Source organism: Paraglaciecola sp., assembly GCF_039943935.1.
Taxonomy (GTDB): domain Bacteria; phylum Pseudomonadota; class Gammaproteobacteria; order Enterobacterales; family Alteromonadaceae; genus Paraglaciecola.
Genome location: NZ_JBDUZQ010000006.1, coordinates 190,925 through 216,378, shown reverse-complemented (window position 1 = coordinate 216,378; position 25,454 = coordinate 190,925). Strand labels below are relative to the sequence as shown.

Annotated in this window: 22 protein-coding genes, 1 pseudogene and 1 riboswitch; of the genes and pseudogenes, 11 read left to right on the top strand and 12 right to left on the bottom strand. The window is 38.8% G+C overall.

Annotated elements, in window-relative coordinates; genetic code table 11:
- Positions 1-200 precede the first annotated feature (200 nt).
- Positions 201-845 carry a TetR/AcrR family transcriptional regulator gene (locus ABJD71_RS04445; RefSeq protein ID WP_348165124.1) on the top strand — a complete coding sequence of 215 codons (645 nt, stop codon included), beginning with the start codon at positions 201-203 and terminating at the stop codon, positions 843-845.
- A 3-nt stretch (positions 846-848) separates the two neighbouring features.
- Positions 849-1,751, top strand: a complete 903-nt coding sequence (puuE, locus tag ABJD71_RS04440; protein ID WP_348165121.1) for an allantoinase PuuE — start codon at positions 849-851, stop codon at positions 1,749-1,751.
- Between the two features lie 113 nt (positions 1,752-1,864).
- Here the strand turns inward: puuE and ABJD71_RS04435 are convergent, their stop codons facing one another.
- Positions 1,865-3,193: an NCS2 family permease gene (locus ABJD71_RS04435; RefSeq protein WP_348165118.1), complete on the bottom strand. Its 1,329-nt coding sequence runs from the start codon at positions 3,191-3,193 to the stop codon at positions 1,865-1,867.
- Positions 3,194-3,480: 287 nt separating this feature from the next.
- On the opposite strand from ABJD71_RS04435, the gene ABJD71_RS04430 reads away from it, so the two are divergent.
- The gene (locus tag ABJD71_RS04430; protein ID WP_348165115.1) at positions 3,481-4,482 is read left to right on the top strand and encodes an adenosine deaminase; all 1,002 of its coding nucleotides are present in this window, start codon (positions 3,481-3,483) and stop codon (positions 4,480-4,482) included.
- Positions 4,483-4,543: 61 nt separating this feature from the next.
- Here ABJD71_RS04430 and ABJD71_RS04425 read toward each other — a convergent pair whose 3' ends face one another.
- From ABJD71_RS04425 to ABJD71_RS04405, 5 genes are all read right to left on the bottom strand, one after another.
- Positions 4,544-4,810, bottom strand: a complete 267-nt coding sequence (locus ABJD71_RS04425; RefSeq protein ID WP_348165112.1) for a hypothetical protein — start codon at positions 4,808-4,810, stop codon at positions 4,544-4,546.
- A 64-nt stretch (positions 4,811-4,874) separates the two neighbouring features.
- Positions 4,875-6,527: a cupin domain-containing protein gene (locus ABJD71_RS04420; RefSeq protein WP_348165109.1), complete on the bottom strand. Its 1,653-nt coding sequence runs from the start codon at positions 6,525-6,527 to the stop codon at positions 4,875-4,877.
- 96 nt (positions 6,528-6,623) lie between these two features.
- Positions 6,624-9,014 (bottom strand): TonB-dependent receptor, encoded by a 2,391-nt coding sequence (locus ABJD71_RS04415; RefSeq protein ID WP_348165106.1) that lies wholly within the window; start codon positions 9,012-9,014, stop codon positions 6,624-6,626.
- Between the two features lie 288 nt (positions 9,015-9,302).
- Positions 9,303-10,667, bottom strand: a complete 1,365-nt coding sequence (locus ABJD71_RS04410) for an 8-oxoguanine deaminase (RefSeq protein WP_348165103.1) — start codon at positions 10,665-10,667, stop codon at positions 9,303-9,305.
- Positions 10,668-10,681: 14 nt separating this feature from the next.
- Positions 10,682-12,031 carry a nucleobase:cation symporter-2 family protein gene (locus tag ABJD71_RS04405; protein WP_348165100.1) on the bottom strand — a complete coding sequence of 450 codons (1,350 nt, stop codon included), beginning with the start codon at positions 12,029-12,031 and terminating at the stop codon, positions 10,682-10,684.
- 240 nt (positions 12,032-12,271) lie between these two features.
- On the opposite strand from ABJD71_RS04405, the gene ABJD71_RS04400 reads away from it, so the two are divergent.
- Entirely contained in the window at positions 12,272-13,108 is an 837-nt protein-coding gene (locus ABJD71_RS04400; RefSeq protein WP_348165097.1) for a sulfurtransferase, read from the top strand.
- 57 nt (positions 13,109-13,165) lie between these two features.
- Here the strand turns inward: ABJD71_RS04400 and ABJD71_RS04395 are convergent, their stop codons facing one another.
- Genes ABJD71_RS04395 through ABJD71_RS04380 form a run of 4 tightly spaced genes read right to left on the bottom strand, consistent with a single transcriptional unit; the run spans position 13,166 to position 17,885 of the window.
- Positions 13,166-14,923 (bottom strand): sugar phosphorylase, encoded by a 1,758-nt coding sequence (locus tag ABJD71_RS04395; protein ID WP_348165094.1) that lies wholly within the window; start codon positions 14,921-14,923, stop codon positions 13,166-13,168.
- A gap of 10 nt (positions 14,924-14,933) precedes the next feature.
- Entirely contained in the window at positions 14,934-16,160 is a 1,227-nt protein-coding gene (locus ABJD71_RS04390; protein ID WP_348165091.1) for a glycosyl transferase, read from the bottom strand.
- Between the two features lie 29 nt (positions 16,161-16,189).
- Positions 16,190-17,011: an HAD-IIB family hydrolase gene (locus ABJD71_RS04385; protein WP_348165088.1), complete on the bottom strand. Its 822-nt coding sequence runs from the start codon at positions 17,009-17,011 to the stop codon at positions 16,190-16,192.
- On the bottom strand, positions 17,004-17,885 hold the full coding sequence (locus ABJD71_RS04380) for a kinase (protein WP_348165085.1): 882 nt from the start codon (positions 17,883-17,885) through the stop codon (positions 17,004-17,006). Before ABJD71_RS04380 ends, ABJD71_RS04385 begins: the two co-directional genes overlap by 8 nt.
- Positions 17,886-18,079: 194 nt before the next feature.
- Positions 18,080-18,233, top strand: a riboswitch (molybdenum cofactor riboswitch).
- Between ABJD71_RS04380 and moaA the strand changes: the two genes are divergently transcribed.
- From moaA to moaE, 6 genes are all read left to right on the top strand, one after another.
- Positions 18,228-19,196, top strand: coding sequence for a GTP 3',8-cyclase MoaA (gene moaA, locus ABJD71_RS04375; RefSeq protein ID WP_348165082.1), 969 nt, complete (start codon positions 18,228-18,230; stop codon positions 19,194-19,196). (Overlaps the previous riboswitch by 6 nt.)
- On the top strand, positions 19,196-19,798 hold the full coding sequence (locus ABJD71_RS04370; protein WP_348165079.1) for a molybdenum cofactor guanylyltransferase: 603 nt from the start codon (positions 19,196-19,198) through the stop codon (positions 19,796-19,798). The genes moaA and ABJD71_RS04370 overlap by 1 nt, the downstream gene beginning before the upstream one ends.
- A complete protein-coding gene (gene moaB / locus ABJD71_RS04365; RefSeq protein WP_348165076.1) occupies positions 19,795-20,340 on the top strand; it encodes a molybdenum cofactor biosynthesis protein B in 546 nt (181 codons plus the stop codon). Before ABJD71_RS04370 ends, moaB begins: the two co-directional genes overlap by 4 nt.
- Positions 20,341-20,362: 22 nt before the next feature.
- Positions 20,363-20,836, top strand: a complete 474-nt coding sequence (gene moaC, locus ABJD71_RS04360) for a cyclic pyranopterin monophosphate synthase MoaC (RefSeq protein WP_348165368.1) — start codon at positions 20,363-20,365, stop codon at positions 20,834-20,836.
- Positions 20,837-20,839: 3 nt separating this feature from the next.
- Positions 20,840-21,100 (top strand): MoaD/ThiS family protein, encoded by a 261-nt coding sequence (locus ABJD71_RS04355; RefSeq protein WP_348165073.1) that lies wholly within the window; start codon positions 20,840-20,842, stop codon positions 21,098-21,100.
- A gap of 2 nt (positions 21,101-21,102) precedes the next feature.
- Positions 21,103-21,573 carry a molybdopterin synthase catalytic subunit MoaE gene (moaE, locus tag ABJD71_RS04350; RefSeq protein WP_348165070.1) on the top strand — a complete coding sequence of 157 codons (471 nt, stop codon included), beginning with the start codon at positions 21,103-21,105 and terminating at the stop codon, positions 21,571-21,573.
- 70 nt (positions 21,574-21,643) lie between these two features.
- Here the strand turns inward: moaE and ABJD71_RS04345 are convergent, their stop codons facing one another.
- On the bottom strand, positions 21,644-23,746 hold the full coding sequence (locus ABJD71_RS04345) for a sialidase family protein (protein ID WP_348165067.1): 2,103 nt from the start codon (positions 23,744-23,746) through the stop codon (positions 21,644-21,646).
- A gap of 300 nt (positions 23,747-24,046) precedes the next feature.
- A pseudogene (locus ABJD71_RS04340) lies at positions 24,047-24,211 on the bottom strand (M2 family metallopeptidase); the annotation flags it as partial.
- A 290-nt stretch (positions 24,212-24,501) separates the two neighbouring features.
- Here ABJD71_RS04340 and rlmJ point away from each other — a divergent pair.
- A complete protein-coding gene (gene rlmJ / locus ABJD71_RS04335) occupies positions 24,502-25,377 on the top strand; it encodes a 23S rRNA (adenine(2030)-N(6))-methyltransferase RlmJ (RefSeq protein WP_348165064.1) in 876 nt (291 codons plus the stop codon).
- Positions 25,378-25,454: the final 77 nt, after the last annotated feature.

The following is a 25,454-nucleotide window of genomic DNA, read 5'->3' as shown; positions in this document are numbered from 1 at the left end:
TTTATCTCGCTAAAATGCATCGAATGATAGAAAATACTACAACTAACAGACATAAAAGCAATTTAAATGCCGTTTACTTAGTGATTAGTGTGATAGCTTTGCTAAGCTAAAGATTATTCACCAAAAAGTGTTAAAGTATTAAGTTATAAGAACAAAAACAATTTGGTTAACTAAATAATTAAAGGAAATAAGAGCCGTTAATGACTAAAAGTAGACATGACAAAGACGTCACTATTGGTGAATTAAACAGAAATAAAATTCTCAGTGCTGCCGAACAAGTATTTGCTTCTCATGGTTATAAAGGGGCAAGGGTGCAGGAAATAGCCGATAGGGCAGGTTTACCTAAAACAAATGTTTTATATTATTTTAAAACTAAAGAAAGCCTATATCTTGCTATATTAGAGAATATAATGCATCTATGGAACAGTGGGTTTGATGAGGCAACAGTTGATGATGACCCTGCTATTGTTTTAGCGCAATATATTGCTGACAAGATGGAAATATCACGCTCTCACGCCAATTCTTCAAAAATTTTCGCACTCGAAATAATCAATGGTGCACCAAATTTGAACGATTTTTTTAAAGACCAGCATTCAAAATGGATGGCAGGCAGAGTGGCTGTAATAGATGATTGGATAAAAGCTGGAAAGTTAAAAGAAACCAATCCTTACTATCTACTTTATAACATTTGGGGTACTTCTCAGCATTATGCTGATTTTTCTACGCAAATAAAGGAACTCCAAGGTACCTCTATGGGTCAACAAGACTTTGAAAATGCGACTAAAAATCTTATACATTTGATTTTAACTGGCTGTGATTTAACTGTTCCATCTGAATTTAGGTAAACTATGAAACACGCATACCCGAGGGATTTAATAGGGTACGGGCAAAATCCTCCTCACCCAAAATGGCCTAAAAAAGCCAAAATAGCCGTACAGTTTGTTTTAAATTACGAAGAGGGTGGTGAAAATAACATACTCCATGGCGACGAGCATTCTGAAATTTTTTTATCAGAAATAGTCGGAGCTCAACCATACAAAGATCGTCATTTAAGTATGGAGTCAATGTACGAATACGGCAGCAGATCCGGATTTTGGCGACTTTATAACTTATTTGTGAAATACAAAGTGCCTATCACTGTATTCGGTGTCACTATGGCACTGCAGCGCAATCCAGAGGCGGTTGCTGCTATGCAAGATGCTAATTGGGAAATAGCCAGCCACGCTATGCGTTGGATACATTTTCAGGATATGCCTGAAGAGCAAGAAAAGAAAATGATAGATGCAGCTATACAATTGCATCAGGCTATCACGGGCTGCAAACCGGTGGGTTGGTATACTGGCCGTACGAGCCCCAATACCCTTAAATTAATTGCTGATAGGGATGATATTTTATATTGCGCAGACTCCTATGCAGATGATTTACCCTATTATGACGAGCAATACGCAAAACCATTGTTAATGGTGCCATATACCTTAGATACGAATGATATGCGGTTTGCTACCCCTCAAGGCTTTAATAGTGGCGAGCAGTTTTATCAATACCTTAAGGATGCCTTTGATGTACTCTACGCTGAAGGTGAAACCGCCCCCAAAATGCTATCAGTTGGTTTGCATTGCAGAATAATAGGGCGCCCAGCTAGAATGGCTGCCTTACAAAGATTTATAGAATACGTTCAGAGTCATGACAGGGTATGGTGCTGTACTCGTGAGCAAATCGCAAATCACTGGAAACAGAACTTCCCTGCCTAAGTTAAACCACAAAAGTAATTCGTAAAAAAACCGACTGAATTCTAATTGAATGAGTCGGTTTTTATTTATCTAATATGGATATGCTTTGTAATAACAGCGTTTATTCTAAAACATTACTTTAAGTCTAATACATACCTTAATACAAAGACTGCCGCCATGACGTATGTGATTAAGGTAACTTGTTTGTAACGCCCCGTACCCATCATGATCCCCACATAAGTGATAAATCCTAATGCTATACCTTCACTAATGCTAAACGTTAATGGCATAGCTAACAAAGCAACGGTTGCTGTAGCTAAGGCTGTTAGATCATCAAAATCTAATTGCCTAAATGAGTCCATCATTAAAATACCCACCATAATCAAAGCGGGGGTAGTGGCCATTAGTGGGATGACTTTCATTACCGGCGTTAAAAATAAAGCCATTAAAAAACAAAGCGCAACAAAGATAGTGGTAAGCCCTGTTCTACCACCAGAAGATACACCAGCTGCTGATTCTACATAAGAGGTAACAGGAGATGTTCCCACGGCTGCGCCCATAACACTCGCTACAGCATCTGCTGTCATGGCCTTACCTAGCTTAGGTAGTTTACCCTGTTTGTTTAATAAGTTTGCGCGGCGAGACACACCAATAAGCGTGCCTATAGTGTCGAACATGTTGACGAATAGTAGTGCAAATATTAGATCCCATGTTTCAGCAAGATGCTCAATAGGGTACATGATATCCATAGCAAAAAATGTGTTTGATATATCATCAGGTAAGCCGATGAATTGATCTGTGTGCTGGGTTAAGTATCCATCACCAACAGGTATAAATGCGCCAATGACACTTAAGGTAATAACGGATATTAAAATTGCCCCCGTCACTTTTCTTATGACTAATACTATCGTTAATATAATTCCGGCCAAGGCCAATAGAGTTGCCGGCTCAGATAGATCTCCTATTGAGACAAACGTTGCTGGGTTATCGACGACTAGGCCAGCATTTTTTAACCCAATGAAAGCGATAAACATACCAATACCACATTGCACGCCTATTTTAAGTGCTGCGGGTATCGCCTCTGCTATCTTGGTCCTTACCCCTGTAACAGACAACAGTAAAAACAATATACCATTCCAAAAAACAATGCCCAAAGCTGCATCCCATGGCACTTCTCTTGTTAAACAAATAGTAAATGCAAAAAATGCGTTCAACCCCATTCCTGGCGCCATAGCAATAGGGTAATTCGTCATAAATGCCATTAACAAGCAGCCAATACATGCGGCTATTGCAGTAACCGTAATTAAGCCTTCTATAGGCATACCACTGGCACCTAATATGCTGGGGTTTACCACTAACACATAAGACATAGCGGCGAATGTAGTCAGGCCGGCTATGAACTCTGTTTTTAGGTTGGTGCCTTTTTCTTTTAGTTGGAAGTAATGTTCGAGAAATTTAGACATTGGTTTTCACTTTAGTTTGGGTGATTGAGTTGTTATTTATTGTTAGCTAACAGAGGTTCTTGCAAAAGGCTGACCAATTAGTCTGGTAATGCTCGGCTCTATGGTGTAAATAATATCAAGTACTTAGAGTAAGGTCTGTAAACTTTTTGCTTGATATGCTTTCTTATCATTTATAGAAATGAAAGTTGCCTCAAAGTAAAAATATATGCACCATTAAATTACTAAAAGACATATTTTGGTGCATTCGTTATGTACGACAAAATTTAAGCAGGGTAGTTAGGTGAGTGATGAATAAACAAGAATTAAAAAAGTGGTTGTCTTCACAGCCAAAGGTAGAGTTACATTTGCATATTGAGGGCAGTCTTGAGCCTGAGCTAATGATAGAACTTGCTGAAAAGCATAATGTTAAATTACCGTATAAATCTATAGAAGAAGTAAGAGCTGCATATAATTTTCAAGATTTACAAAGCTTTTTGGATTTATATTACCTTGGAGCTTCGGTATTGATTGATGAGGATGACTTTTATCAATTAATGTGGTGTTACTTATGTCAATGTAAAGCAGATAATGTCGTGCATGCAGAAATCATGTTTGATCCTCAAACTCATACTGAAAGAGGAATAGATTTTTCTATCTTTATGGCTGGTTTTAAACGTGCTATGGATCAAGCTAAACAAGAATGGGGGCAATCTTGTTTATTGATCATGTCTTTTCTTCGGCATTTAAGTGAAAAAAGTGCTATCGATACCCTAGAAGCAGCGACTCCTCACCTAGGCGACATTGTGGCTGTAGGTCTAGATAGCGCAGAAATGGGTAACCCACCCGAAAAGTTCTCGAAAGTTTTCGAGATGGCAAAAAATTTAGGATTAAAGCGTGTTGCTCATGCCGGTGAAGAAGGACCTCCGTCCTATGTTTGGGGAGCCCTTAATACTCTTAATGTTCATAGAATAGACCATGGTGTGCGTAGTATTGAAGACCCTAATTTAATAAAATTTTTAGTTAGTTCGCAACACCCACTAACAGTTTGCCCATTGTCGAATACCAAGTTAAAAGTATTTGAACATATGCATCAACATAATATTTTAGAACTCCTAAAGTTAGGGTTATTGGTAACAGTGAACGCCGATGATCCTAGTTATTTTGGTGGGTATTTAAATGATAACTATCATGCACTTATTGATAATTTGCCAATTGACCAAGTTCAATTAAAGCAACTATTGAAAAATGGGTTTTATGCTAGTTTTTTACCAGAGAAAAAAGTAGATTGCTGGTTGCAGAAACTACAGTAATGTTGATTGTGAAAAACGAAGCGGCAACTATAAGCCGCTTCAATAATCAATATAGTTATATCTATTTATCGCTAGATGCCATTGCAACAATTATCTGAATCGCTTCTGATTTGTTAAAACCAGCTTCAATAAGCGCCTCATAGTGTTTGCGTAGCAGGTTCGCTTGGGCTTTGACTAATTTTTCGTTACTAAATGCAATCGTTTGGTTAAGTATCTGCTCAGATAATTGTGCAGCCATAAAATTACTCGAGGTGTTGCTCTCTTGCGCGTCACTCATGCTAGTTAGTTGTATTAATGATAGAGCTACAACAAGCGTTGTTTTTAACATTTTAAAGTCCCCTATATTGTGATCAATAAATACTGATTACTTAATTATAGTTTAGTTCAGAACATCAGCGGCTTAACATCTTTATTAGCTCTGCATGCTTTGGATATTCAGCTAATAGTCTTTGTGTTTCTCCCAATTGCATATCTTCATATTCAAACCCTGGGGCAACTGCTTCACCAATTAGCCCATAACCGTATTCCCCATCTGTAGGTATTTTAGACGCTTTCCAAATACCACCTTTCACCATCATTTGCATTTTATGACCTTTAGTTGGATCAGGTCCCATTACGATAGTTTCTAGAGAGCCATCGGAACGTAACAAATAATAGGTTATAGGGTCTCCTGCATGGAAATAATGCATAATATCTGATTGATTCATATGAAAATGGCCGATAGGGGATTCTGCACTCAATAAGTAAAATATGCTGGTCATTAAGTTTCGTAGGCCACTGTCAGTAGAAATTTTAGGCCTGTGGGAAGCTTTAAAGGTTTGCTTAAAGTAACCGCCTTCAACATGTCCCTCTAACCCTAGCGCTTTTACTAATTGCTCAGTTGCCAGATGTCTAGATTTTATAGGCATCATGTCTGGCTGAGACGGTATATTTCTAGTTTCTACCTTTTGAGAAGGTGTTGAGTCAGTATAGGGTAACGCAGACTTATATTGGTCCCAGTTGGCAACTATGGTATCGACAACTTTACCCCCTACTAAATAAGCTGACTCTAATGAAGAGCGCATGCCTGCAAAACCGGCTTCACCACTTTCATTTGTCAAGTTCTGAGAGGCACTAATTCCAGTGGGTGGTGTAGCGTAATTACTTGCGGTTCTTAGTACCAAAAAGCGTTGCTTATCAACCTTGTTGGCCTTGTCTAGGTAAGTTATGGCTTGGTAACTTCCGGTGTCTTCCATCCCTGAGGTGACAAAGTTACCTTTACCTTGAGTCCAGTAATGAGTCCAATCGTTAGCCCACTGGTTAAGTCTGTCACCATGCCAAAAGGTAGATGCTGCCATTTGATCTCCTTTTAATACGAAAGGGGGCTTTTGGGCATTAGGGTATTGGGTATATTGGCTTCTAAGGTCATGCATAGATGCATAATCATTTAACGGAATATCCTTTGTTAATTTGTAGGCCCAATCAACAAGGTGCTCATCTAACTTATATACTTCACCATTTTGAGATAGTGAGCCTTTTGGCGCAGTTGCTCCGTTTGCTACCGGCTCATTAGCAAACAAAGGAAAATAACCACTGGCCCAGTTTTTTGGAATTTCTCTTGCATCTATCTCATGTGCTAGGTCACCATCTACAAGGTATGTGGCCCAGACCGCAGAGCCTATCGATGCATCAGCCGGATCAACTCCTGCAATACCCGCAACTAACCAATACGCTTGAGTAAGATCAAATCTTGGATCTAAACCTAATGCCATGATAGCTGCGGTGGCTCTTGCCGTTCCCATTCCAGTCACTATCCCCATCACCCCAGTTTTAGGGTTGATACAAATCTCATGAAATGACGTGTCAAAGGGTAGACAGGTGTTCAGTTCTTGTCCGGCTTTCCAAAGTTGAAATTCTCCAGGTTTATCCCCTTGATCTTCACCAATTTCAAACATGGTGACTACTACAGCTTTTATTTCTATAGGGCTGTTTTGCTTAGGCTGTATATCACTACACCCCAGAAAAATTAGACTAAGGCATAGCCAGGTTAATAATTTAGCGTTCATTGTGCTTCCTTATATTACTGCATTTATTTCTAGAATATAAAAAAAGGGTAAATATGCATAACATATTTACCCTTAATACTTATGTAAATCTAAGATTTAGAATTTATAAGTAAATTTCGCTTGATAATGACGAGGCAACTCAGGCAAAACAATTTGCGCACCGAATAAATCTGGGAAGTTTGCTCTGTAGTATTTTTCATCGGTTAAGTTTTTAATATTTAAACTAGCCGTCCAAGACTCAGCTTCGTAGAATACCCCAGCATTGATTAGGGTATAAGAAGGTAAAGTTACTACCTGTGAGAAGCTTGAGAAGGTTTCATCTGCTTTTACAACACTTGCGTTAGCAGCAAAACCATTTTGGAAGTCATAAGTCGCATTTAAGGTATAGATATTTTCAGGAATACCAGCCTTACGCGAGTCTTCTTTACTACCAACCAAATTCAACCCGATAACGTTACCACCATAAACTAAAGAAGGATCTGTTAAAGAAGTTAAGTCTTCAGCGCCTAAGAAACCGAACTGAGTACCATTTTCGAATGCAGTTAGGTTATACACTTTTATATTGGTATATCCGGCACCTATCACTAAGTTGTCATTTATAACCCAGCGTAACTCAAACTCAGTACCTTTGTTTTCTGTAGTTGAGTTGGTAACAATAGCTTGTGCACTAAAATCTGAACGTTCTTGCTCATAAATTGACAAAGCAAAATATAAGCTATCATCTAAAAATGAGCCCTTCACACCATATTCAAATAGTTCTGAGGTATCAAATGCACCATCTTCTAATTGGCCTACACCGATTTCTGCACCTTGACCTGCAATTAAGGTCGCTTGTTCTGCAGCTGTTATATAAGGGATAAGCCCGATTGGAGTTTTGTATGAAATACTGGTATTCCAAGAAACGCCACTTTCAGTCCCGCTAGCAGATTCTACTTCACCACCACCTAATAACAGATCACCACGGCTGGTTGTTTCGATATCAATTGAGTCATAACGTAAACCTAAGACTATATTAAGGCCGAATTCCCATGTTAAGTCTGTCATAGCAGCAATACCGTAATCGGTATAATTACCCTTGTCATAATTATCGTAGTTAGCATTAATTGACGTGGCTAACTGTCTTTTATCAAGGGCTGTAGATGGGCCAGTCAAATCTCTACGGTTAAAGTATTCAAAAGTAAAGTCATCACCGTGTAAAAACTGAGTATGACGAATCGAAGGGGATACTTGCAACTGCGCCAAAAATGAATCGGTTTCCCACTCATTAGAAAATATTAGTTTATTTTCTATCACTGAACTATCGTGGAACTGAGAGAAGCCATAGGCGTTTTCATTTAGGTTGTCATATGCTTCATAAAACAACTGGTTTTTAACTTCCCAGCCATTTTCTGAGAAGTACGTGATGTCAAAGTACAAAGTTTCGACTTCATTTTGTAAAACGTCTTCAGGAGCAACCAGTACTTGGTTACCTTTTAATGTTGTTACACCAACATTTTCTAGTTGCATTAAATCGGTTGATTCATCATCTGTAAATGAAGAACCTGGTACATAAAAGAAGCTATTACCACCGATATTAACTGCACCGTACTCTGCATGAGAAATTAAACCATCAAAGTCAGTATCTAATGGTTTTGCTGTACCAGTAACATAGGTTCCGTTATCAACTAAATCCTGAGTTAGACGGTTCCAACCCGCTACTTGGTTACCATCATAGTCATGGTACATAGCTCCGAACTCAACTAACACGTTATCGGTCACATCAATATTAAAAGACGCTTGTAAAACAGTCTGGTCTGTATCTGTATTGTCGTAATAGCTTCCTGAGTTTTCTACCTCACCATAAAGATAGAATCCCATTTCTTTATCGCCAATCTTACCAGGGCCACCAACCTCAGCAGTCATTATGCTCTTATCCCAAGAGCCCGTAGTATAAGAAAATGCACCCTCGTTCCCTTCTAAATATTGACCGCCACTCGCACGTGCAGACTTAGGGTTGAAGTTTAGGTATCCACCAATTTTCGCTGGACCATAGATTGGTGATGCTGGACCACGAACGATATCAATACGACTCGAAGCGCCAATAGGTGTAGGGTAATTACCTGGGTTATCTAGGCGTTTTACTCCACGAAAGTAAGTTTCACCTGGAGTACCACGTACATCCAATGAACCTGCAACACCGAAGAAAGATTGGGTAAAGGTACCCGGTGCAAACGCAACCAACTCATCAATGTCGCTTACACTAAAACGTTCCAATTGTTCTTGACTAATAGTAGAAGCTGAACGAGGTGTTTCAAGAATTGATTTACCAAATCCGAATACAGCTTCAACATCTTGACCGGGAAGACTACCCAAGGATCCAGTTACCTGAATACGCTCTACTGATTCTTCTTCACTTTCTTGAGCTAACACTTGGCTAGGCAAAAATACTGATAATCCAATTGCCACAGCGGTAGCAACAGAATTTGATTTGAACGTTTTATTTCTCATTATGGTTTTCCCGAATAATATAATTTACTTCTACGCACCGAATATGGTCAATCTGGCGCTTTTTTTATGTGTCTGGATGGGGGTTGCACAATTAATGCCAACAACCTGTCCATTTGGTCAGGTTGTTGCTGGTAAATTTAATTGATTGATTTTAAATGAATTTTTTGGATAAAGAGAATGCATGTATATATCGCTATAAATATATGAACAATATGATAGTACAAAACGCCCTTTTTTGGGGCGTTGAATTTGCTGCATGCACTTTCATGAATGGGCACTTTTACTATATTAATTAACTGCTCTGCTCTGTAGCTTTCTTGCTAAATTCTGATGTTCAGACATCAACTTAGCAGTATCAATATCATGGTGGTGTCCATTTTCAACAACCCACTTACCCGCAATCATGAGTTTTTCAACTTTATAAGCACCGCAAGTGACAAGTGCATCTAGTGGGCTACCTACTCCAGAAAACCGCAGTTCATTTAATGAAAACATAGCGACGTCTGCTTGTTGACCTGGTTTAAACTCCCCTAAACTAGGGCGTTGCAATACTGCTGCTGAGCCCCTAGTCGCATAACTCAATACTTTCTCTGCAGTGATAACTTCTGCACCGTAGCGTAACCTCTGTTGTAATAATGACTGCCTGGCTTCTTGTATCATATTTGAGCAATCATTTGATGCTGAGCCATCTACTGCTAGTCCAATATTGCAACCTGCAGTTTCAAGTTCGATAGTGGGACAAATTCCAGAAGCCAATAGCATATTTGAGCTTGGACAGTGGGCTATACCAACGCTTGCCTTACCTAATCTTTGTATTTCATCATCAGTAAAGTGTATGCCATGGGCTAACCATGTGTGGCTATTTAACCAGTTGCACGACTCTAAATAATCTAATGGACGCATACCATACTTACTAAGACAAAAGTTATTTTCATCTTCAGTTTCAGCTAAGTGTGTGTGCAGCAATACTTTATTTTTAGTGGCTATCTTAGCTGTATTCTTCATTAATTCAGTGGAAACTGAAAAAGGAGAGCAGGGGGCTAATGCAATTTGGATAAAGGCGTCACCGTCTCTATTGTGATATTGGTTTATTAACCTTTGGCTATCTTCGAGTATGGTATCTTCATTTTGAATAACACTATCTGGGGGGAGGCCTCCAGTGCTTTCTCCAAGGCTCATAGAGCCGCGGGTCAATGTAGCTCTGCACCCTAAAGATCTGATTGCTTCTACTTGTATGTCAATTGCATTTTCTAGGCCTTTAGGGAATACATAGTGGTGATCTGCAATACAAGTGGCGCCTGAAAGCATAAGCTCTAAACCAGCAAGCCTTGTTGCGCTATAAACCATGTCTTCGTCTAAATGTGCCCATACTTTATAAAGGTACTTTAACCATGGAAATAAAGGCTTATTTATGGCACCGGGTACACAGCGAGTTAACGTTTGATAAAAATGATGATGCGTATTTATCAAACCAGGAGTTAGAACTGAATTGCTACAATCAACATAGTTATCAATTTTACTCGTTGGGGTGTGGCCGCTAGGTACTAATTCTACTATTTTTGTACCTTGGACGACCAACCCATTACCTGCATTAGATTCATTCCCCGTGTATACAGCAGCTGGAGACTTTAACCACAAGGTTTTGTTAGACATTTTTTACTCTTAAATTAGGGTTTTTCTTCAACTGATTTTGTTGGATCAGGAATTAACACACTCATAATTATCGCACAAAATCCTGCAGTGGTAACTGATGAAGAAACAATATTCTTAACCAAAAGAGGTAACTGTACTAACACATCAGGGACCATCATTACGCCCAACCCTAGTCCTATTGAGGTTGCGATGATAATACCTTTTCGACGATCAATGGGTTCGCTAGTGAGTATTTTTATTCCAGCGGTTGCTATGGTTGCAAACATAATCAGTGTCGCACCGCCCACCACAGGTTTAGGCATTAATTGAATCACAGCACCAATCATAGGAAACAACCCTAAAATCACCAATAAACCTGAAATATAAAAACCCACATGACGACTGGCTACCCCTGTCATTTGAATAACAGCATTGTTTTGTCCAAAGGTAGTATTAGGAAAGCTGTTAAAAATCGCTGCTAGCATAGAATTGATACCGTCAGCTAGAATACCGCCCTTGATTCGTTTTATATAAAGTGGACCGTTAATGGGCTGCTTACAAAATAAACTATTTGCCGTTAAGTCACCCGAGGTCTCAATAGCACTTAACAAGTACACTAAAGCAACCGGTATAAATATATCCCACTGAAACGAAATGCCATACTTAAATGGTTGTGGAAAACTAAAAACCGGAAAGTCGAGCATATCGTCAAACGACAATATACCTTGCCACCACGCGATGGCAGATCCTACAAACATGCCTATAAAAATAGCAGATAAGCGTAGTGTAGGGTGTTTAGAGAGATTTAAAACGACTACAATTACCATAACAGTAAACCCGAGACTGATATTTTCAACCGAGCCTAAGTCTTCTGCACCAAACCCACCAGCCAAATCCGTCATCCCGACTTTTATTAAAGTAATCCCGATTGTTGTAATGACAATACCAGTGGTTAAGGGGGTTATTACAGCCTTTAGATGATCAATAAACCGGCTAAGGACAATTTCAATAATTGCTCCCCAAAAGCAAATACCAAACATTACTGCTAAAATTTCATCGTTATTCCCCCCTTGTGCTTTAACGGCAAAGCCTGCAATCAAAAGTGCACTAATGAATGTAAAGCTAGTGCCTTGAACGGCTATCAATCCACATCCAACGGGCCCAAATGTTTTAGTCTGAATAAAGGTTGATATGCCTGACATCATCAATGCCATACTTATTAGGTATGGGATCTCTGCTGTTAGCCCTAATGCTGAGCCTATAATAAGAATAGGAGTAATAATTCCAATAAAAGAGGCCATGACATGTTGTAAAGCCGCATTGATACAATGTAATACTTTAGGCTTGTCGTATAAGCCGTACATTATTTCATCATTGTTCTGCATAGAGATAAATTACCAATACTTGTTATATTTCAATATGTAAGTTTACTAGCAATATTGTGACCAATTGGTCAATTGCTATTTTATGAGCCAGCTTGCTGATAATATTGCTATTATTCAGACTGTATACAGATCAATTGTAAGAAAATAGTGACTTAATTTTTATGGTTGCTACATCATGGTGCAGGTCAATGTTACTTTATTAACAAACACGGTTTAGGTTGATTTTACTTAGGATAAAAAATGATTAATAAGAACTTAGTATCAACCCAATGGTTAAATGAGCATCTTGATAATGAGAATGTAACCCTTTTATATACGCAAATGGATAATCCAGTTACAGGTGTCAAAGAAACCGCCCCTAAGAACTACATTCCTAATTCGATATTCTTTGATTTTGAAAGTGTATTTTGTAAGCTTGATTCTCCGTGGCCCCATACTATGCCGAGCGAAAATCAGTTTTCTAAAGAGATTGCTATGCTTGGAGTAGGAGTAAGTGAAGATAACCTGATTGTAGTGTATGACAATAAAGGCGTGTATAGCTCACCAAGGGTGTGGTGGATGTTAAAATCTATGGGCTTTAAACGTGTATATATATTAGACGGGGGGTTACCAAAATGGCTAGAGGAAGAGCGACAGGTTGATAATAGTCTAACTGCGCCACATCCCATAGATCAGGTTAATGTAAACTTCAGTCCTGCATTTTTTACAACGGCTGAAAATATGTTAGCACAGCAAAGTACTGTAAAAATTATAGATGCGAGAAGTGAAGGGCGTTTTTATGGTACTGCTCCTGAGCCTCGTGAAGGTTTGCGTTCGGGGCATGCTCCGGGAGCGATTAACTTGCCATTTTCCGAATTGATAAATGGAACACAGCTAAAATCTACGTCAGAGTTAACCTCTGTTTTCGAATCATTAAATTTACATCTAGAAGACCAACTCGTTTTTAGCTGTGGCTCTGGCGTTACTGCTTGTATTCTAACCTTAGCTGCTAGTCAATTAGGGTATAGAAATTTAGCTGTATTTGATGGTTCTTGGTCTGAGTGGGGGGCTAGATTGGATTTACCGGTCGAAGTCTAAATACTGAAAACGTGATACCTCTAACCCATAAATCTAACGGGCTAGAGGTAACGATATTTATTTTAAACGATTTGAAATCCACAAAGACTGATACGGTGCAACTTCGTATTCTAAATCTTCAAGGCTTATGGTTTGTCCGCTAATCAAATCGATCCAAGAGTCAGTTCCTATTAAGTTTAAGTCACTGAGTCTCATCATTTGAGGCTCGTCAGATACATTAAATACACAAAAAATGCTTTGACTACGACCTAAACTTTGCCTCCAAAACCCAAATAATTGCTCACCTAATTGTAGGGTGAATTGCGTTGCATTTGGGTGAAAAGCAGGTTGCTCTTTACGAATATCTAATAACTCTGTAATACGATAATGAACCTTTGCATGCTGACTATAAGGCGATGCAAGCTCTTCTTTTAACTTATCATAATCCCACTTGTGACGGTTAATTGAGCGATTATGGCTAGTGTTTTTGACTCTCTCATAATCGTTAGTTGTGCCTAATAAACTATGAACATATAAGCCTGGTATCCCTTCCAATGCAAACATTACACTGTGTGCACAAACGAATCGCTCAAGCCCCCATTTATCAGTGCCTTTTGTGGTGCCTTGTAATGCATCATAAAGAGCAATGTTTATTTCATAAGCTTTTTGCTCGCCAGTTTCCGATTTTCTCCATGAAATTCGTCCACCAAAATTTTGCATTGTATTGACTAATGCACCCAGCTCTTCATCGTCTAGTAAACCTTCAGCTGGTCTTAGCCCAATTCCATCGTGCGATGCTATAAAGTTAAAGAAAAACGTACCATTTTGCGCTGGAGGCATGCTACACAGCCAAGCTTTAAGATGAGTACAGGACCCAGTTACCAGCGAGTTCACTAATAAAGGTGGTAAAGAAAAGTTATAGATGCCATGAGCTTCGTTGGCATTTCCAAAATAAGTTAAATTTTGACGGTTTGGAATGTTAGTCTCAGTAATGATGACAGCATCAGTTACTGCATGTTCTATTAACGTTCTAAATAATCGAATAGCTTCATGTGTTTGGTCTAGGTTAATACAGGTAGTTCCCAACTTTTTCCATAAGAACGCGACAGCATCAAGTCGAAAGATACGAATACCTATATCTAAATACTGGCGAATTATAGAAACAAAGGTATCTAAAACTGCTGGGTTTCTGAAATCAAAATCTACCTGATCGTGACTAAACGTACACCATACATATTTTTCACCATTTTTAGTTTCTGTCAGCCTGAGTAAATCAGAAGTGCGTGGGCGGGTTACCTCTGATAAATCATCGACTGGTAAAGCTGTGTAGAAAAAGTCACTACCTGGGCCTTCACCTTTAATAAAGTTCTGGAACCATGCGCTTCTAGACGAGCAATGATTAATAACTACATCTGACATCATTCGATAGTCTTTTGTTATATCTTCAATGTCATCCCAATTTCCCAAAGACTCATTTACGCTTGAGTAGTCAATAACTGAAAAACCGTCATCTGAGCTATAAGGAAAAAACGGTAGAATGTGAACACTATTGATTGAATCTCCACAGTATTGCTTTAAAAAACTGTGGAGTGTTTTAAGTGGTTTTTCACCTTCTTTTTCAATGCTATCACCATAGGTAATTAGCATGACGTCTTTTTGATCCCAATTGTTATGATGACGCTTAGGCTCATCTGTTAACTTACTTTCAACAATACCCATTGTTTTGATAAGGGTCCCAGCTAGCTGTTTGTGAGACACCTCCAAGCCAACGTCTTGGTATATTACATCTAAGTGATGTTCAACTCGTTCAGTTAGTTGCTCAAATACCGATAACATCTATTGCCCCCTATGATTGGTTAAACTCTAAATAATCTTTTTCTACTGCGTCTTTTAATTCGTCTAAAACATCTGGCATAGCGCTTACAACTCGGTTCCAACTCGGGATGAAAGGTGTCTCCATTGGGTTATCAAGGAAACTTTCACCAGCCGTCATAATATTTCCAGCAAATAGCTCTACTGCTTTTTCTTCACTATGAATATCTAAATTAAGTCCATTCATAATGGCGTCATTGTGATAGGTTTCTACAAAATCTAGAGCAATACGATAATAGGTCGCTTTTAATGTTCTGAACGTCTCATTCGTAAAGGTTTCACCTTGTGTGGCTAACTTCCTGAATAGCGCTTTTGTTATATCAATAGACATTTTAGATAAGCCACCATTTTCATTGTCTGCTGATAAATCTTGATGCTTATGATCATAAGTTTTAGCAATATCAGCTTGGCAAAGTCTATTATGAGAATAGTTACGCTGCATTTCAGATAAAACACCTATTTCGAGTCCCCAGTCACTTGGAATGCGAATATCGTTTAGCACATCTCGTCTAAAAGAGAACTCGCCAGCAAGTGGGTATCTAAAACTATCCATATATTCAAGATAGTCATTATGTCCAACTACTTTTTGCAGGGCTCTAATAAGCGGTGTAACTAATAATCTAGAAACTCGACCGTTAATTTTTCCTTCGGCGACACGCGCATAATAACCTTTACAGAATTCATAATTAAATTGTGGATTAGCCACTGGGTAGATCAGCCTGGCTAATAATCCACGATCATAAGTGAGTATGTCACAATCATGTAAGGCAACTGACTCAGCTTTACCTGTAGCCAATATGTATCCCATGCAATACCAAACATTTCGGCCTTTACCTAATTCTTTAGGCGCAAGTCCTAAAGATTCTAGTTTTGCATCTAATGCTTTTAGTCTTGGGCCGTCGTTCCACAGTACTCTATGATTTTGGGGAAGTTTTCCAAAAAAGTTTAAGGCGTGTTGATATTGTTCAAGATCTGCTCTGTCTAGTCCTATTACTATTTGAGAAAGGTATGGGACCTTAGATATGTGCTCTATAATATTAGGTAAGGCTTCACCCTCTAACTCAGAAAATAAAGAGGGAAGTATTAACGCCATAGGGCGTTTGTTAGCGAATCCAACTAATTCTTTTTCAAGATCCTCAATAGGTCGTTCTGAAAGATTATGTAGTGTTGTAACAATACCATTTTGGTAAAAATCAGCCATTATAGCTCCGTTGTCCGGTTATAAAAAAATTAACAATTGAAAATAATTTGGTTAAGGCTATCAGCCCATCCCTCTGGTCCGAATCGTTTAGTGGTATAAACCTCATTTTCTTTTGTTAGTGTCGGTGGTTCATTTACGGGTGATAAAATTCTAACAGCAATATCTGCTGCATTTAGCATGGCCACGTCATTTTGGCCATCACCAAGGGCAATGCTTGTATACTTGGTCTCGGAATGTGTTGATTCAAATAACTCTGTAAGCCAAATTAATGCCTTGCCTTTGTCACACTCACCAGATAGATGTAAAAACCTGCCTCCCTGAAGAGGCTTCGCGCCTAATTTTTCTAACGCATTTAAAAACTCTATTTTTGTGTCTTGATCACTTAACCAAAGTATAGGCTCACCGTATTCTCGGGCACCAGCAAGTTGTGCTTGAGCATCAGATAAGCCTGTTGCATCGACTATCTCGGTGGTTGACATATTAGCAAAGTGATTAAATTTACCGTCAAAATCAGTTTTTAATTGATCAAGTAGTGACCTCCAATAGGTTACCGGTTTTGAGAATTCTTTGATCCAGAACCCATTTTTTTCGATAGTGCCTTGTGGTTGGTTAGTAAAAAAACCTACAGGGATAAAAATTGCAGCGCCGTTTTCTACAATAAAAGGAGTATGTAGTCCTAAATCTTTGCGAATTTGTTTTAATTCAGAATAGGTCTTACTTGTTGTAGGGATAACAGGGATATCACGTTCTGCTAACTTCGAAAGGGTTGGCACTGCAGCTGAAAAGCTATATGTGTGATGGTCAAGCAAGGTTCCGTCTAAATCGCTAAAAACTAAAATGCTGTTATTCATGAACATCCTTTTTGATATGCTCAACAATTTTTCGCTTCGAGTTAAGTTTGAATACATGGTCGCACGCAGCAGGTAAAGTATTCAACCCATGTTCTGTCAGCCTTTGATAATACTGTATAAAGTCTAAGATTTGTTGCTCATTCATTAAACCTGAATGATTACCTGCTCCTGAAGCAGCGATTAACTTTTGCTCTTGCTCTAAGCGCCATGCATACACGTCTTCAAATGAAGGTGCGCTTAACATGACCCATTTGTTCATATAACTATAGAGTGTTGCATAATGAAGTGAAAGTTGTGTATTCGCATAAGTACGCCATACCGCTTCTTTATCTTGCTCTGACTCTAGTTTATTGACATGTGTTTTGAGTTGCTCTGCAGTTTGGGCATGCACGCCCCAACACCAGCCTTCAAATATGACTACATCAACCGGTTCAGTAATTGTGGTCCAGTTACAAACAGGGTGTGGGTCATCTGTTGCTTTATTAAATCTTGGTATGGTGGCTGGTAACTGTTGACTTAAAGCCTTTAAAACTGTCTTGGCTTGCTCCATATCATGGGTGCCGGGAACGCCACGAGTTTGTAAAAGTGGATGTATGTTTGAGGCTAAGCTGAGCCTTTTAGCATGACTAAAGTAAAAGTCATCTAGGGACATAACAACAACATTGAGGGAGTATTTATCTGTTAGGTACGCCTTAATAAACTCAGATAAGGTTGATTTACCCGAACCTTGACTGCCATTGATACCAACAAAATAGGTGTTTTTTGCACCTTTATGGTGCAAGGCGATTTCTTCTGCTAAGGGGATATAATATTGCGTCGTAATATCATTAAATGCTTCCGATAGCTTATGTTGTTTGATGAATTCACTGATCATTAATTTACTTGTCCTTCATAATTGCACTTTAAAAGTGCTGCTTTTAAGAACGATTTATTCTTGCTGGTAAGTGTATCTTCAACTTGTGTGCCATATTCAAAATGCCATATATTTTTATGCAAACCTAGTGTTTTTATGACAGATATCACTATTTATGATACAAATAACTTGAACCAAGTACCGTCAACTTTACGGTATTTTTATAACTCCGAGCCTCTATACCTAAATCTTAGACAGGGTATTTTGGCCGCAAACTTTGAGTTTGCCAGGGTTGCAAGAGAAATTAAGCAGCCTCCCGTAAGAGTCGTTTTTCTCTTCATTTTGGAAAGGTGTTAACAAATTATGTTAGAAGATAAATATGGGCGTCGCTTCCATTATTTGCGGCTGTCCATAACCGATGTATGTAACTTCAGTTGTGATTATTGTTTACCTGATGGGTATCAATGTGACAATGACCGAGATTTTTTGAAGGTACCTGAAATTAAAACCTTAGTTTCGGGCTTTGCAAAGCTTGGCACCAGTAAGGTCCGCATTACCGGTGGTGAGCCTGCTCTAAGAAAAGACTTATGCGATATTTTAAAGGTATGCGCGTCAACATCAGGCATTGATCACGTTGCCATGACAACCAATGGTTTTAAATTAGAATCTGATATTCAAGATTGGGTTGACTCGGGCCTCAACTCTTTGAATGTTAGTATCGATAGTTTAGACCCCAGAATGTTTGCCTCTATTACCGGCCATAATAAGTTAGAAAGTATTCTGCGAGGAATCGATAAAGCTTTAACCTTGGGCATTCCTGTCAAAGTCAACGCGGTTTTGATGAAGCAATATAATGAAAAAGAACTTGATGCATTTTTAACTTGGTTAAAGACCACGCCTATTACGCTGCGTCTTATAGAGTTAATGCAAACCGGTGACAATATTGATTTCTTTAATCAGAATCATGTATCTGGAAGCGCCATCAAAGAAAAGCTACAGAATAGTGGCTGGAGTCAGCTTATTCGAGATAAATCTTCGGGCCCAGCTCAAGAGTTTTATCATCCTGACTTTGAAGGACGAATGGGCTTAATTATGCCTTACAGCAAGGATTTTTGTGCGAGTTGTAATAGGTTGAGGATCTCGTCTTTAGGTAAGTTACATTTGTGTTTATTTGCAGATCAAGGACTTGATATTAGGCCTACATTGCAAAATGAAAATGACCAGGCTTTACAACAACAATTACAGGCATTGTTAGGTGATAAAGAGGCCACCCATTGGTTACAAGATGGATTGACTGGAGCCACTAAACATCTCGCTATGATAGGTGGGTAATGTTAGCTGGACTGGTTTTAGCAGGTGGTCAATCCCAAAGAATGGGCACTGATAAAAGTTATCTAAGGTTACCTAATAGCCAATTATCTATGCTTGAGCATAGTAAACAGATGCTGTCACATTTATGTGAGCCAGTGCTAGTAAGTGGCGCGCAGCATGCTGATGGTATCTTGGATATTCACGCAAAGTTAGGGCCAATGTCTGGTATACACGCAGCAGTTAAGCATATCTCTTTGTACACCCCGGGTGTGACAGGCCTGCTTATTCTGCCCATCGATATGCCTAATATTTCTTTAATTGAGTTAAAGCAATTATTGCATCAAGGTTTAGAGGCAAAGCGGGTGACTAATTTTGAATCTTATAATTTCCCTTTGTACTTACCCATTGATACATCGCTCATGAATTACCTAGATGGTGTGTTTACTACAGTCGATACTCCACAGGAGCCTGCAGTTAAGTATAAACGCTATGCGTTAAAAAATTTAATAAACGATTTGCAAGGAATAGTAATTAAGCCTTCACATTGTCAACCTTTTGAAAACATTAATACTCCACAGCAATGGCGACAGCACTGTCATGTGAGTAGCGAGAACCATAAATGAAAACTAATCAATCTTCTCTTAAGCACCCCTTAAATATCGCTGTGCTAACGGTATCTGATACGCGAACCGAAGCCAATGACACCTCAGGGCAGTATCTTGTGGACGCGACTGAGGCTGCAGGACACAATATTTTAGATAAAAAAATCGTAATAGATGACAAATTTCAGATTAGAGCATTAGTGTCTAATTGGATTGCGTCACAAGATGTTCAGGTTGTGTTGATAACAGGTGGAACGGGATTCACAGAAAGAGACACCACACCAGAAGCAGTATTACCTTTATTTGATAAAGATGTTGAAGGGTTTGGAGAGTTATTTAGGCATATATCTTATCTAGAAATAGGCACGTCGACTGTACAATCAAGAGCACTGGCAGGCATGGCAAATCGAACAGCCATATTTTGTATGCCAGGTTCAACAGGTGCCTGCAAGACAGCTTGGACGGGCATATTACAGCAACAATTAGATAGTACCCATAGGCCATGTAATTTTGTGGTTCACTTAAAAAACATTGAAACCCAATGCGCCACTAGAGAGGTTTAATATGACAAATTTGCATTCTGATGTGTTAACTCATGTTGATGAGCATGGTCAAGCAAATATGGTTGACGTGTCAGATAAATCGGTCACTCAGCGTCAAGCCATAGCACAAGGCAGTATCCAGATGTCTAAAGTGGCATTTGATATGGTGGTTAACAATCAGCATGCTAAAGGTGACGTGTTATCTGTAGCAAGAATTGCTGGTATTCAAGCAGCCAAAAAGTGTGGCGATTTAATTCCATTATGCCATCCATTAATGCTTACCAAAATACAAGTTGACTTTATCCCTGAGCCTAGTGAACACACTATAAAAGTCGAGGCTTTATGTAAACTTGCCGGTAAGACTGGCGTTGAAATGGAAGCCCTTACTGCTGTGAGTGTGGCAACCCTGACGTTATTCGATATGTGTAAAGCAGTTGACCCTTTAATGACGATTAACAATATTAAGGTATTGCAAAAGCAAGGTGGCAAGAGTGGTGACTGGACAAGGCAAGACTAAAAGATGGTAACTATTTTATTTTTTGGACAATTAAAAGAACGGTTAGACACATCTCGTTTGCCCCTTGAGTTAGTTGATGGCTCAAAGTGTTTAGGCTCAGTGGCAGAATTGAGAGCCTTTTTACTGACGAAAGGAGATGTTTGGAAAGAAAACCTAGCTTATGGCTCAGCGTTAGTGGCGGTAAATCAACAAATAGCGACGGAAGATACGCCAATCAAAGATGCGGATGAAATTGCATTTTTCCCACCGGTAACGGGGGGCTAATAATGGAAGCTGATACATTAACGTATATTCAGGTTCAAGAAGATGACTTTAGCTTAGCCGCTGAATACCAAGCATTAATAGATGGCAACAGTCGTGATGGAGCGGTAGTGACATTCTGTGGTTTAGTGCGAGATATGAATTTTGACAACTCAGTATCAAGTTTATTCCTTGAGCATTACCCAGGCATGACCGAAAAATCATTACTATCGATTATTGAGCTTGCAAGAAACAAATGGCCTTTAGGCCGAATAAGAGTCGTACATAGAGTAGGGCGGCTACAAGTATCAGAACAAATTGTATTTGTTGGGGTAACCAGTCAGCACCGGCAGGCTGCATTTCAAGGTGCTGAATTTATTATGGACTTCCTTAAGACTCAAGCGCCATTTTGGAAAAAGGAAACCACTAAAGAGGGTCAATATTGGGTTGACGCTAAACAAAGTGATAACCACAAAGCCAAGTTATGGGGTATTTAAACTTATTCACCTAGAGCTTAGACAACAAAAGGTGAATAAGTATGTTACCTATTAATATTTGTTTAAATCATTATTCCACTGTAATCATGGTTTTTATCGGGTAGGGGCTAACTCGATTAGAAGCGTTATCACGTATCCATATAGATATCTGATAGTTATCTGGGCTAACCAGATTCCCCCCATCTGCTGTTCCATCCCAGGTTAACATTACGGTTTGTTCCCTTTCGTACAAAGTTCTATCTAGATCTTTCACTAAGCCTACCCCGTCACTTTGTAAAATATATACGGTAACCAATGAATTTGCTGAAACGTCTAGGCTGATCGTTAAAATACCGTCTTCGTCAGGTGAAAAGGGGTCAGGTGTAATTGAAAAATTACTGAATTCGGGAGGAATTGTATCCACAAGAATCTCTGTTTCTGTCTCTATACTTTGAGAAAATGAATCACTGCCCACCAAAGAGATAATGTAAGTGTCATCTTCAACAGTCGCGCCATTATTGTTGGTTCCATCCCATATAACCTCTCCTAATGTCCCTGCCCCAGAGGTATTAAATATTAACTCACCTAGTTGATTTGCCACTGTGAAAGTCCAAGTAACTGATTTATTGAACTCAAAATCAAAATAGGCTTCCTCCTGACGTCCATCATTATTAGGAGATATTGTATTGGCTGCATTAAACGAAATTAATTCGGGAGTAGCATCTGCAGCAGTTGAATTAACTGAAAAAAATGCTTTCTCAACAACTGCATTAACACCTGTTTGAGTACGCCCACTCAAGGTTATTTGGTACGTTCCATCATCAACTAGGCCGCCTCTAGTCGTACGTCCATCCCATTCAGCATATATATTCTTTCCCAACCCTTTTTTAATAAACGCCGGCCTAGTTTCACCCTCTTCAAAAATTTCAGCAATCCAAAGCATGTTTTCACTAGCAGTACTACTAAATAAAATCTGATCGTCTTCTAAGTCACCATTTGGACTTAAAACCTCAGCACTTAGTGAGATATCTGTGAAAGTAGGAATGCCATCTTTGCCCGTGGCAACAACCGCTTCGAATACACTATCGTATCTATTATCATCAGAAGCGACATGGACATAACCATCTAAATCAGCTGCCACTTGCGCTTTTAATGAGCCTAATTCACTGGGTGTAATGTTTAAGGGGGGCGAGAAAGTTTGGCCAGCATCGTTTGAGTAACTATACATGGTTTCGTAATTACCCGGTGTAGTGTCATTCCACACTACATGAACAGTACCTAACGCATCCACAAACACATTTGGGAAAACAGAAACACCTTCATTATTTGAAATGTTTTTAGGTTCACTAAAGTTCAGGCCTTGATCAGTTGAAACTGTGAAATATAAATCAGTTTCTTCGTCTTCAGTGGGGGTGTTGCTCCAAACCACATAAACATTGCCGCTGTCACTTACATCTATTGAAGGAGCGCTAATTTTAATGCCATTGGAAATTTGAACTTGGTCCAAAAATGAATTCGCCCCGTCTCTAGAATGAGTGTAAAAAACATGCCTTTCACCGTCATCATTTGGCGCGGCCAGATAAACTAAGTGTATATAGTCATCACTATCAACAGCTACGCCAGGTGTACCTCCAGTACCTAGCGTTTTCAGACTATTTACATTGGCACCATTATTTACTGCTGCAACACTAACCGAAGAGTCTTCGACCCAGGTTAAATAAAGCCTTTCCCTTGAATCTACTGCTAATTTGACTGAACTAGAGTTTACGTCTGAATTTGTAATGTTAAGTGAAGGAGAAAAGCTCACGCCGTCGTCTTTACTAAAACTAATGAAAATATCGGATTTACCCGCACTATTATCTGCCCAACTGAGAAAAACATTGTCAGAATTTGAAATGGCCATATCGGCAAAACTAGAATTGCCTTCATTTTGGCTAATATTCAATTTACCATCATAGCTCTCTCCATGATTACTAGACTTGATAAAATATATATCCTGATTACCTTCGTCGTTATCATGCCAAGCAACATACACATTGCCGGAGCTATCTACATCTATTGTTGGAGCAAATGAATGTCCAGAAGTGTATGAAAGATTAACAGGGTCATAGAATGCAATCTCAGCAGAGGCAGAATACAAAGTTAGCGAAGTAATTAAAGCTACAAGGCTTTGTTTAAAATTGTGGTTGGGCATAGCGTTCATCCTTAAAAATTCCACAGAAAAGCAATCAAACAACGCAATAACAATGCCAAGGTTTTCTACAAATGAATATTTTAATAAACAGGCTTTTAAAGCTTAATACACACACAAGCTAGTTGTTATCTCCTCTAAACGTTGAAAATCTATAGATGTAGTTATTAATCATTAAGTCACCTATTTAGTGATTTGTTCAAATTTAGTGCTTTTTATGATGTAAAGGTGACCAATTAGATAAATGTTTAATGCTTGAGCTCGTTAAAGGTTACTTGAGCTTGTACTTGCCATCTTGGCATTTTCTTTTAGATACTTAAGAGTTATAGATAAAGCAATGGTGTCGCCAATTGCCTCATGAAATCCATCGTTAGCAGGACCTTGATATATTAGAGGTTGTGGATTGTAAGCACGCTGATAATAGTTGTGCCCAAGTTCGTGGTGAATAACTGCAAACTCTTCTCCTGTATTTCTGTGGTGGTATTTAAAATTAAATCTGCACTACAGCTCGATAATGCGAGGCTCATTGATAGCATTAAAGCGCTGAGTGAATAGTGTTTCTGGATTGTTTTCCCTTATATTATGCAGGCAACTTAATCATCAGACTATGCACTTTTCACAGGACTGAAATTGTTTACCTTAAAAAAGGTGTTGCTTGGACTTTACGGCTATTTTGATTTTACCAAATGCACTTTGGAGTAATAACACAAGTCAATTTGATTTATCATAGGCCTATAGATATTGAGTGGAGTTACCGTTTGTTTAGTTACCGTCATAGTTTTCACGCAGGAAATCATGGAGATGTGTTAAAACACATTTGCCAAATGATGCTTATTAATAAGCTCAAAGACAAAGATAAAGGTTTTGAATATATTGATACCCATAGTGGCGCTGGAATATACAATTTACAGTCACAAGAAGCCTTAAAAACACAAGAGTTCAAACAGGGGATTGATTGTTTAACTCCTCACGCAATTAATAATGCTGAAGCTAATCAATACCTAGAACTTGTCACCGCTTACCAAAAGTTTAATCAATATCCAGGCTCTCCTGAGATAGCTAAATCTATGGTTAGAGCACAAGATAAATTAACCTTGATGGAATGGCACCCTCAAGAAGTTAAAAACCTCAAGCATAATTTAAATGGTAGAAATATTTCCATTCATCACAGAGATGGATTTGAAGGACTCGTTGCAATGACTCCTCCAGCTTTAAAAAGAGGCTTGGTGTTGATTGATCCACCTTATGAACTTGAGTCTGAATATCAACAAGTTTATGAGACTATTTGCAAGGTATATAAACGATGGTCGACGGGAATTTTTGCGATTTGGTATCCACTTATTAGTGAAAGAGAAGTTGATGAAGGTAGTTTTAGTAGCACCAATAGTAAATTAGGCAAGAGCCAGAATTTAATTACGCAACTAAGCCAGCAGCCCTTTAAAAACCTACTTAATGTAGAGTTATGCGTAACCTCGCCGAGTCGCTCAGGAGGGATGTATGGATCAGGCATCGCTATTATAAATGCGCCATGGCAATTTGATATTAATATAGGTGAATGCTTGCAGGACATTATGCCTCTATTAGCACAAGACAGTGGGGCAACATTCAATGTAGAGTGGTTAATACAAAGCTAAATAACCCACTGCTATTATTGATGATATGAAGGGAAACTATGTAATGCTTAAAATGCACCTATTTTTTTGAGTATATC

Coding starts and splice junctions, on each gene's coding strand:
- ABJD71_RS04435 (WP_348165118.1), bottom strand. CDS start 3,193: ATGTCTAAATTTCTCGAACATTACTTCCAACTAAAAGAAAAAGGCACC.
- ABJD71_RS04395 (WP_348165094.1), bottom strand. CDS start 14,923: ATGTTATCGGTATTTGAGCAACTAACTGAACGAGTTGAACATCACTTA.
- ABJD71_RS04415 (WP_348165106.1), bottom strand. CDS start 9,014: ATGAGAAATAAAACGTTCAAATCAAATTCTGTTGCTACCGCTGTGGCA.
- moaB (WP_348165076.1), top strand. CDS start 19,795: ATGAAAACTAATCAATCTTCTCTTAAGCACCCCTTAAATATCGCTGTG.
- ABJD71_RS04430 (WP_348165115.1), top strand. CDS start 3,481: ATGAATAAACAAGAATTAAAAAAGTGGTTGTCTTCACAGCCAAAGGTA.
- moaA (WP_348165082.1), top strand. CDS start 18,228: ATGTTAGAAGATAAATATGGGCGTCGCTTCCATTATTTGCGGCTGTCC.
- ABJD71_RS04355 (WP_348165073.1), top strand. CDS start 20,840: ATGGTAACTATTTTATTTTTTGGACAATTAAAAGAACGGTTAGACACA.
- ABJD71_RS04390 (WP_348165091.1), bottom strand. CDS start 16,160: ATGGCTGATTTTTACCAAAATGGTATTGTTACAACACTACATAATCTT.
- ABJD71_RS04345 (WP_348165067.1), bottom strand. CDS start 23,746: ATGCCCAACCACAATTTTAAACAAAGCCTTGTAGCTTTAATTACTTCG.
- ABJD71_RS04445 (WP_348165124.1), top strand. CDS start 201: ATGACTAAAAGTAGACATGACAAAGACGTCACTATTGGTGAATTAAAC.
- ABJD71_RS04400 (WP_348165097.1), top strand. CDS start 12,272: ATGATTAATAAGAACTTAGTATCAACCCAATGGTTAAATGAGCATCTT.
- ABJD71_RS04420 (WP_348165109.1), bottom strand. CDS start 6,527: ATGAACGCTAAATTATTAACCTGGCTATGCCTTAGTCTAATTTTTCTG.
- moaE (WP_348165070.1), top strand. CDS start 21,103: ATGGAAGCTGATACATTAACGTATATTCAGGTTCAAGAAGATGACTTT.
- ABJD71_RS04385 (WP_348165088.1), bottom strand. CDS start 17,011: ATGAATAACAGCATTTTAGTTTTTAGCGATTTAGACGGAACCTTGCTT.
- puuE (WP_348165121.1), top strand. CDS start 849: ATGAAACACGCATACCCGAGGGATTTAATAGGGTACGGGCAAAATCCT.
- ABJD71_RS04425 (WP_348165112.1), bottom strand. CDS start 4,810: ATGTTAAAAACAACGCTTGTTGTAGCTCTATCATTAATACAACTAACT.
- ABJD71_RS04405 (WP_348165100.1), bottom strand. CDS start 12,031: ATGCAGAACAATGATGAAATAATGTACGGCTTATACGACAAGCCTAAA.
- ABJD71_RS04380 (WP_348165085.1), bottom strand. CDS start 17,885: ATGATCAGTGAATTCATCAAACAACATAAGCTATCGGAAGCATTTAAT.
- ABJD71_RS04370 (WP_348165079.1), top strand. CDS start 19,196: ATGTTAGCTGGACTGGTTTTAGCAGGTGGTCAATCCCAAAGAATGGGC.
- ABJD71_RS04410 (WP_348165103.1), bottom strand. CDS start 10,667: ATGTCTAACAAAACCTTGTGGTTAAAGTCTCCAGCTGCTGTATACACG.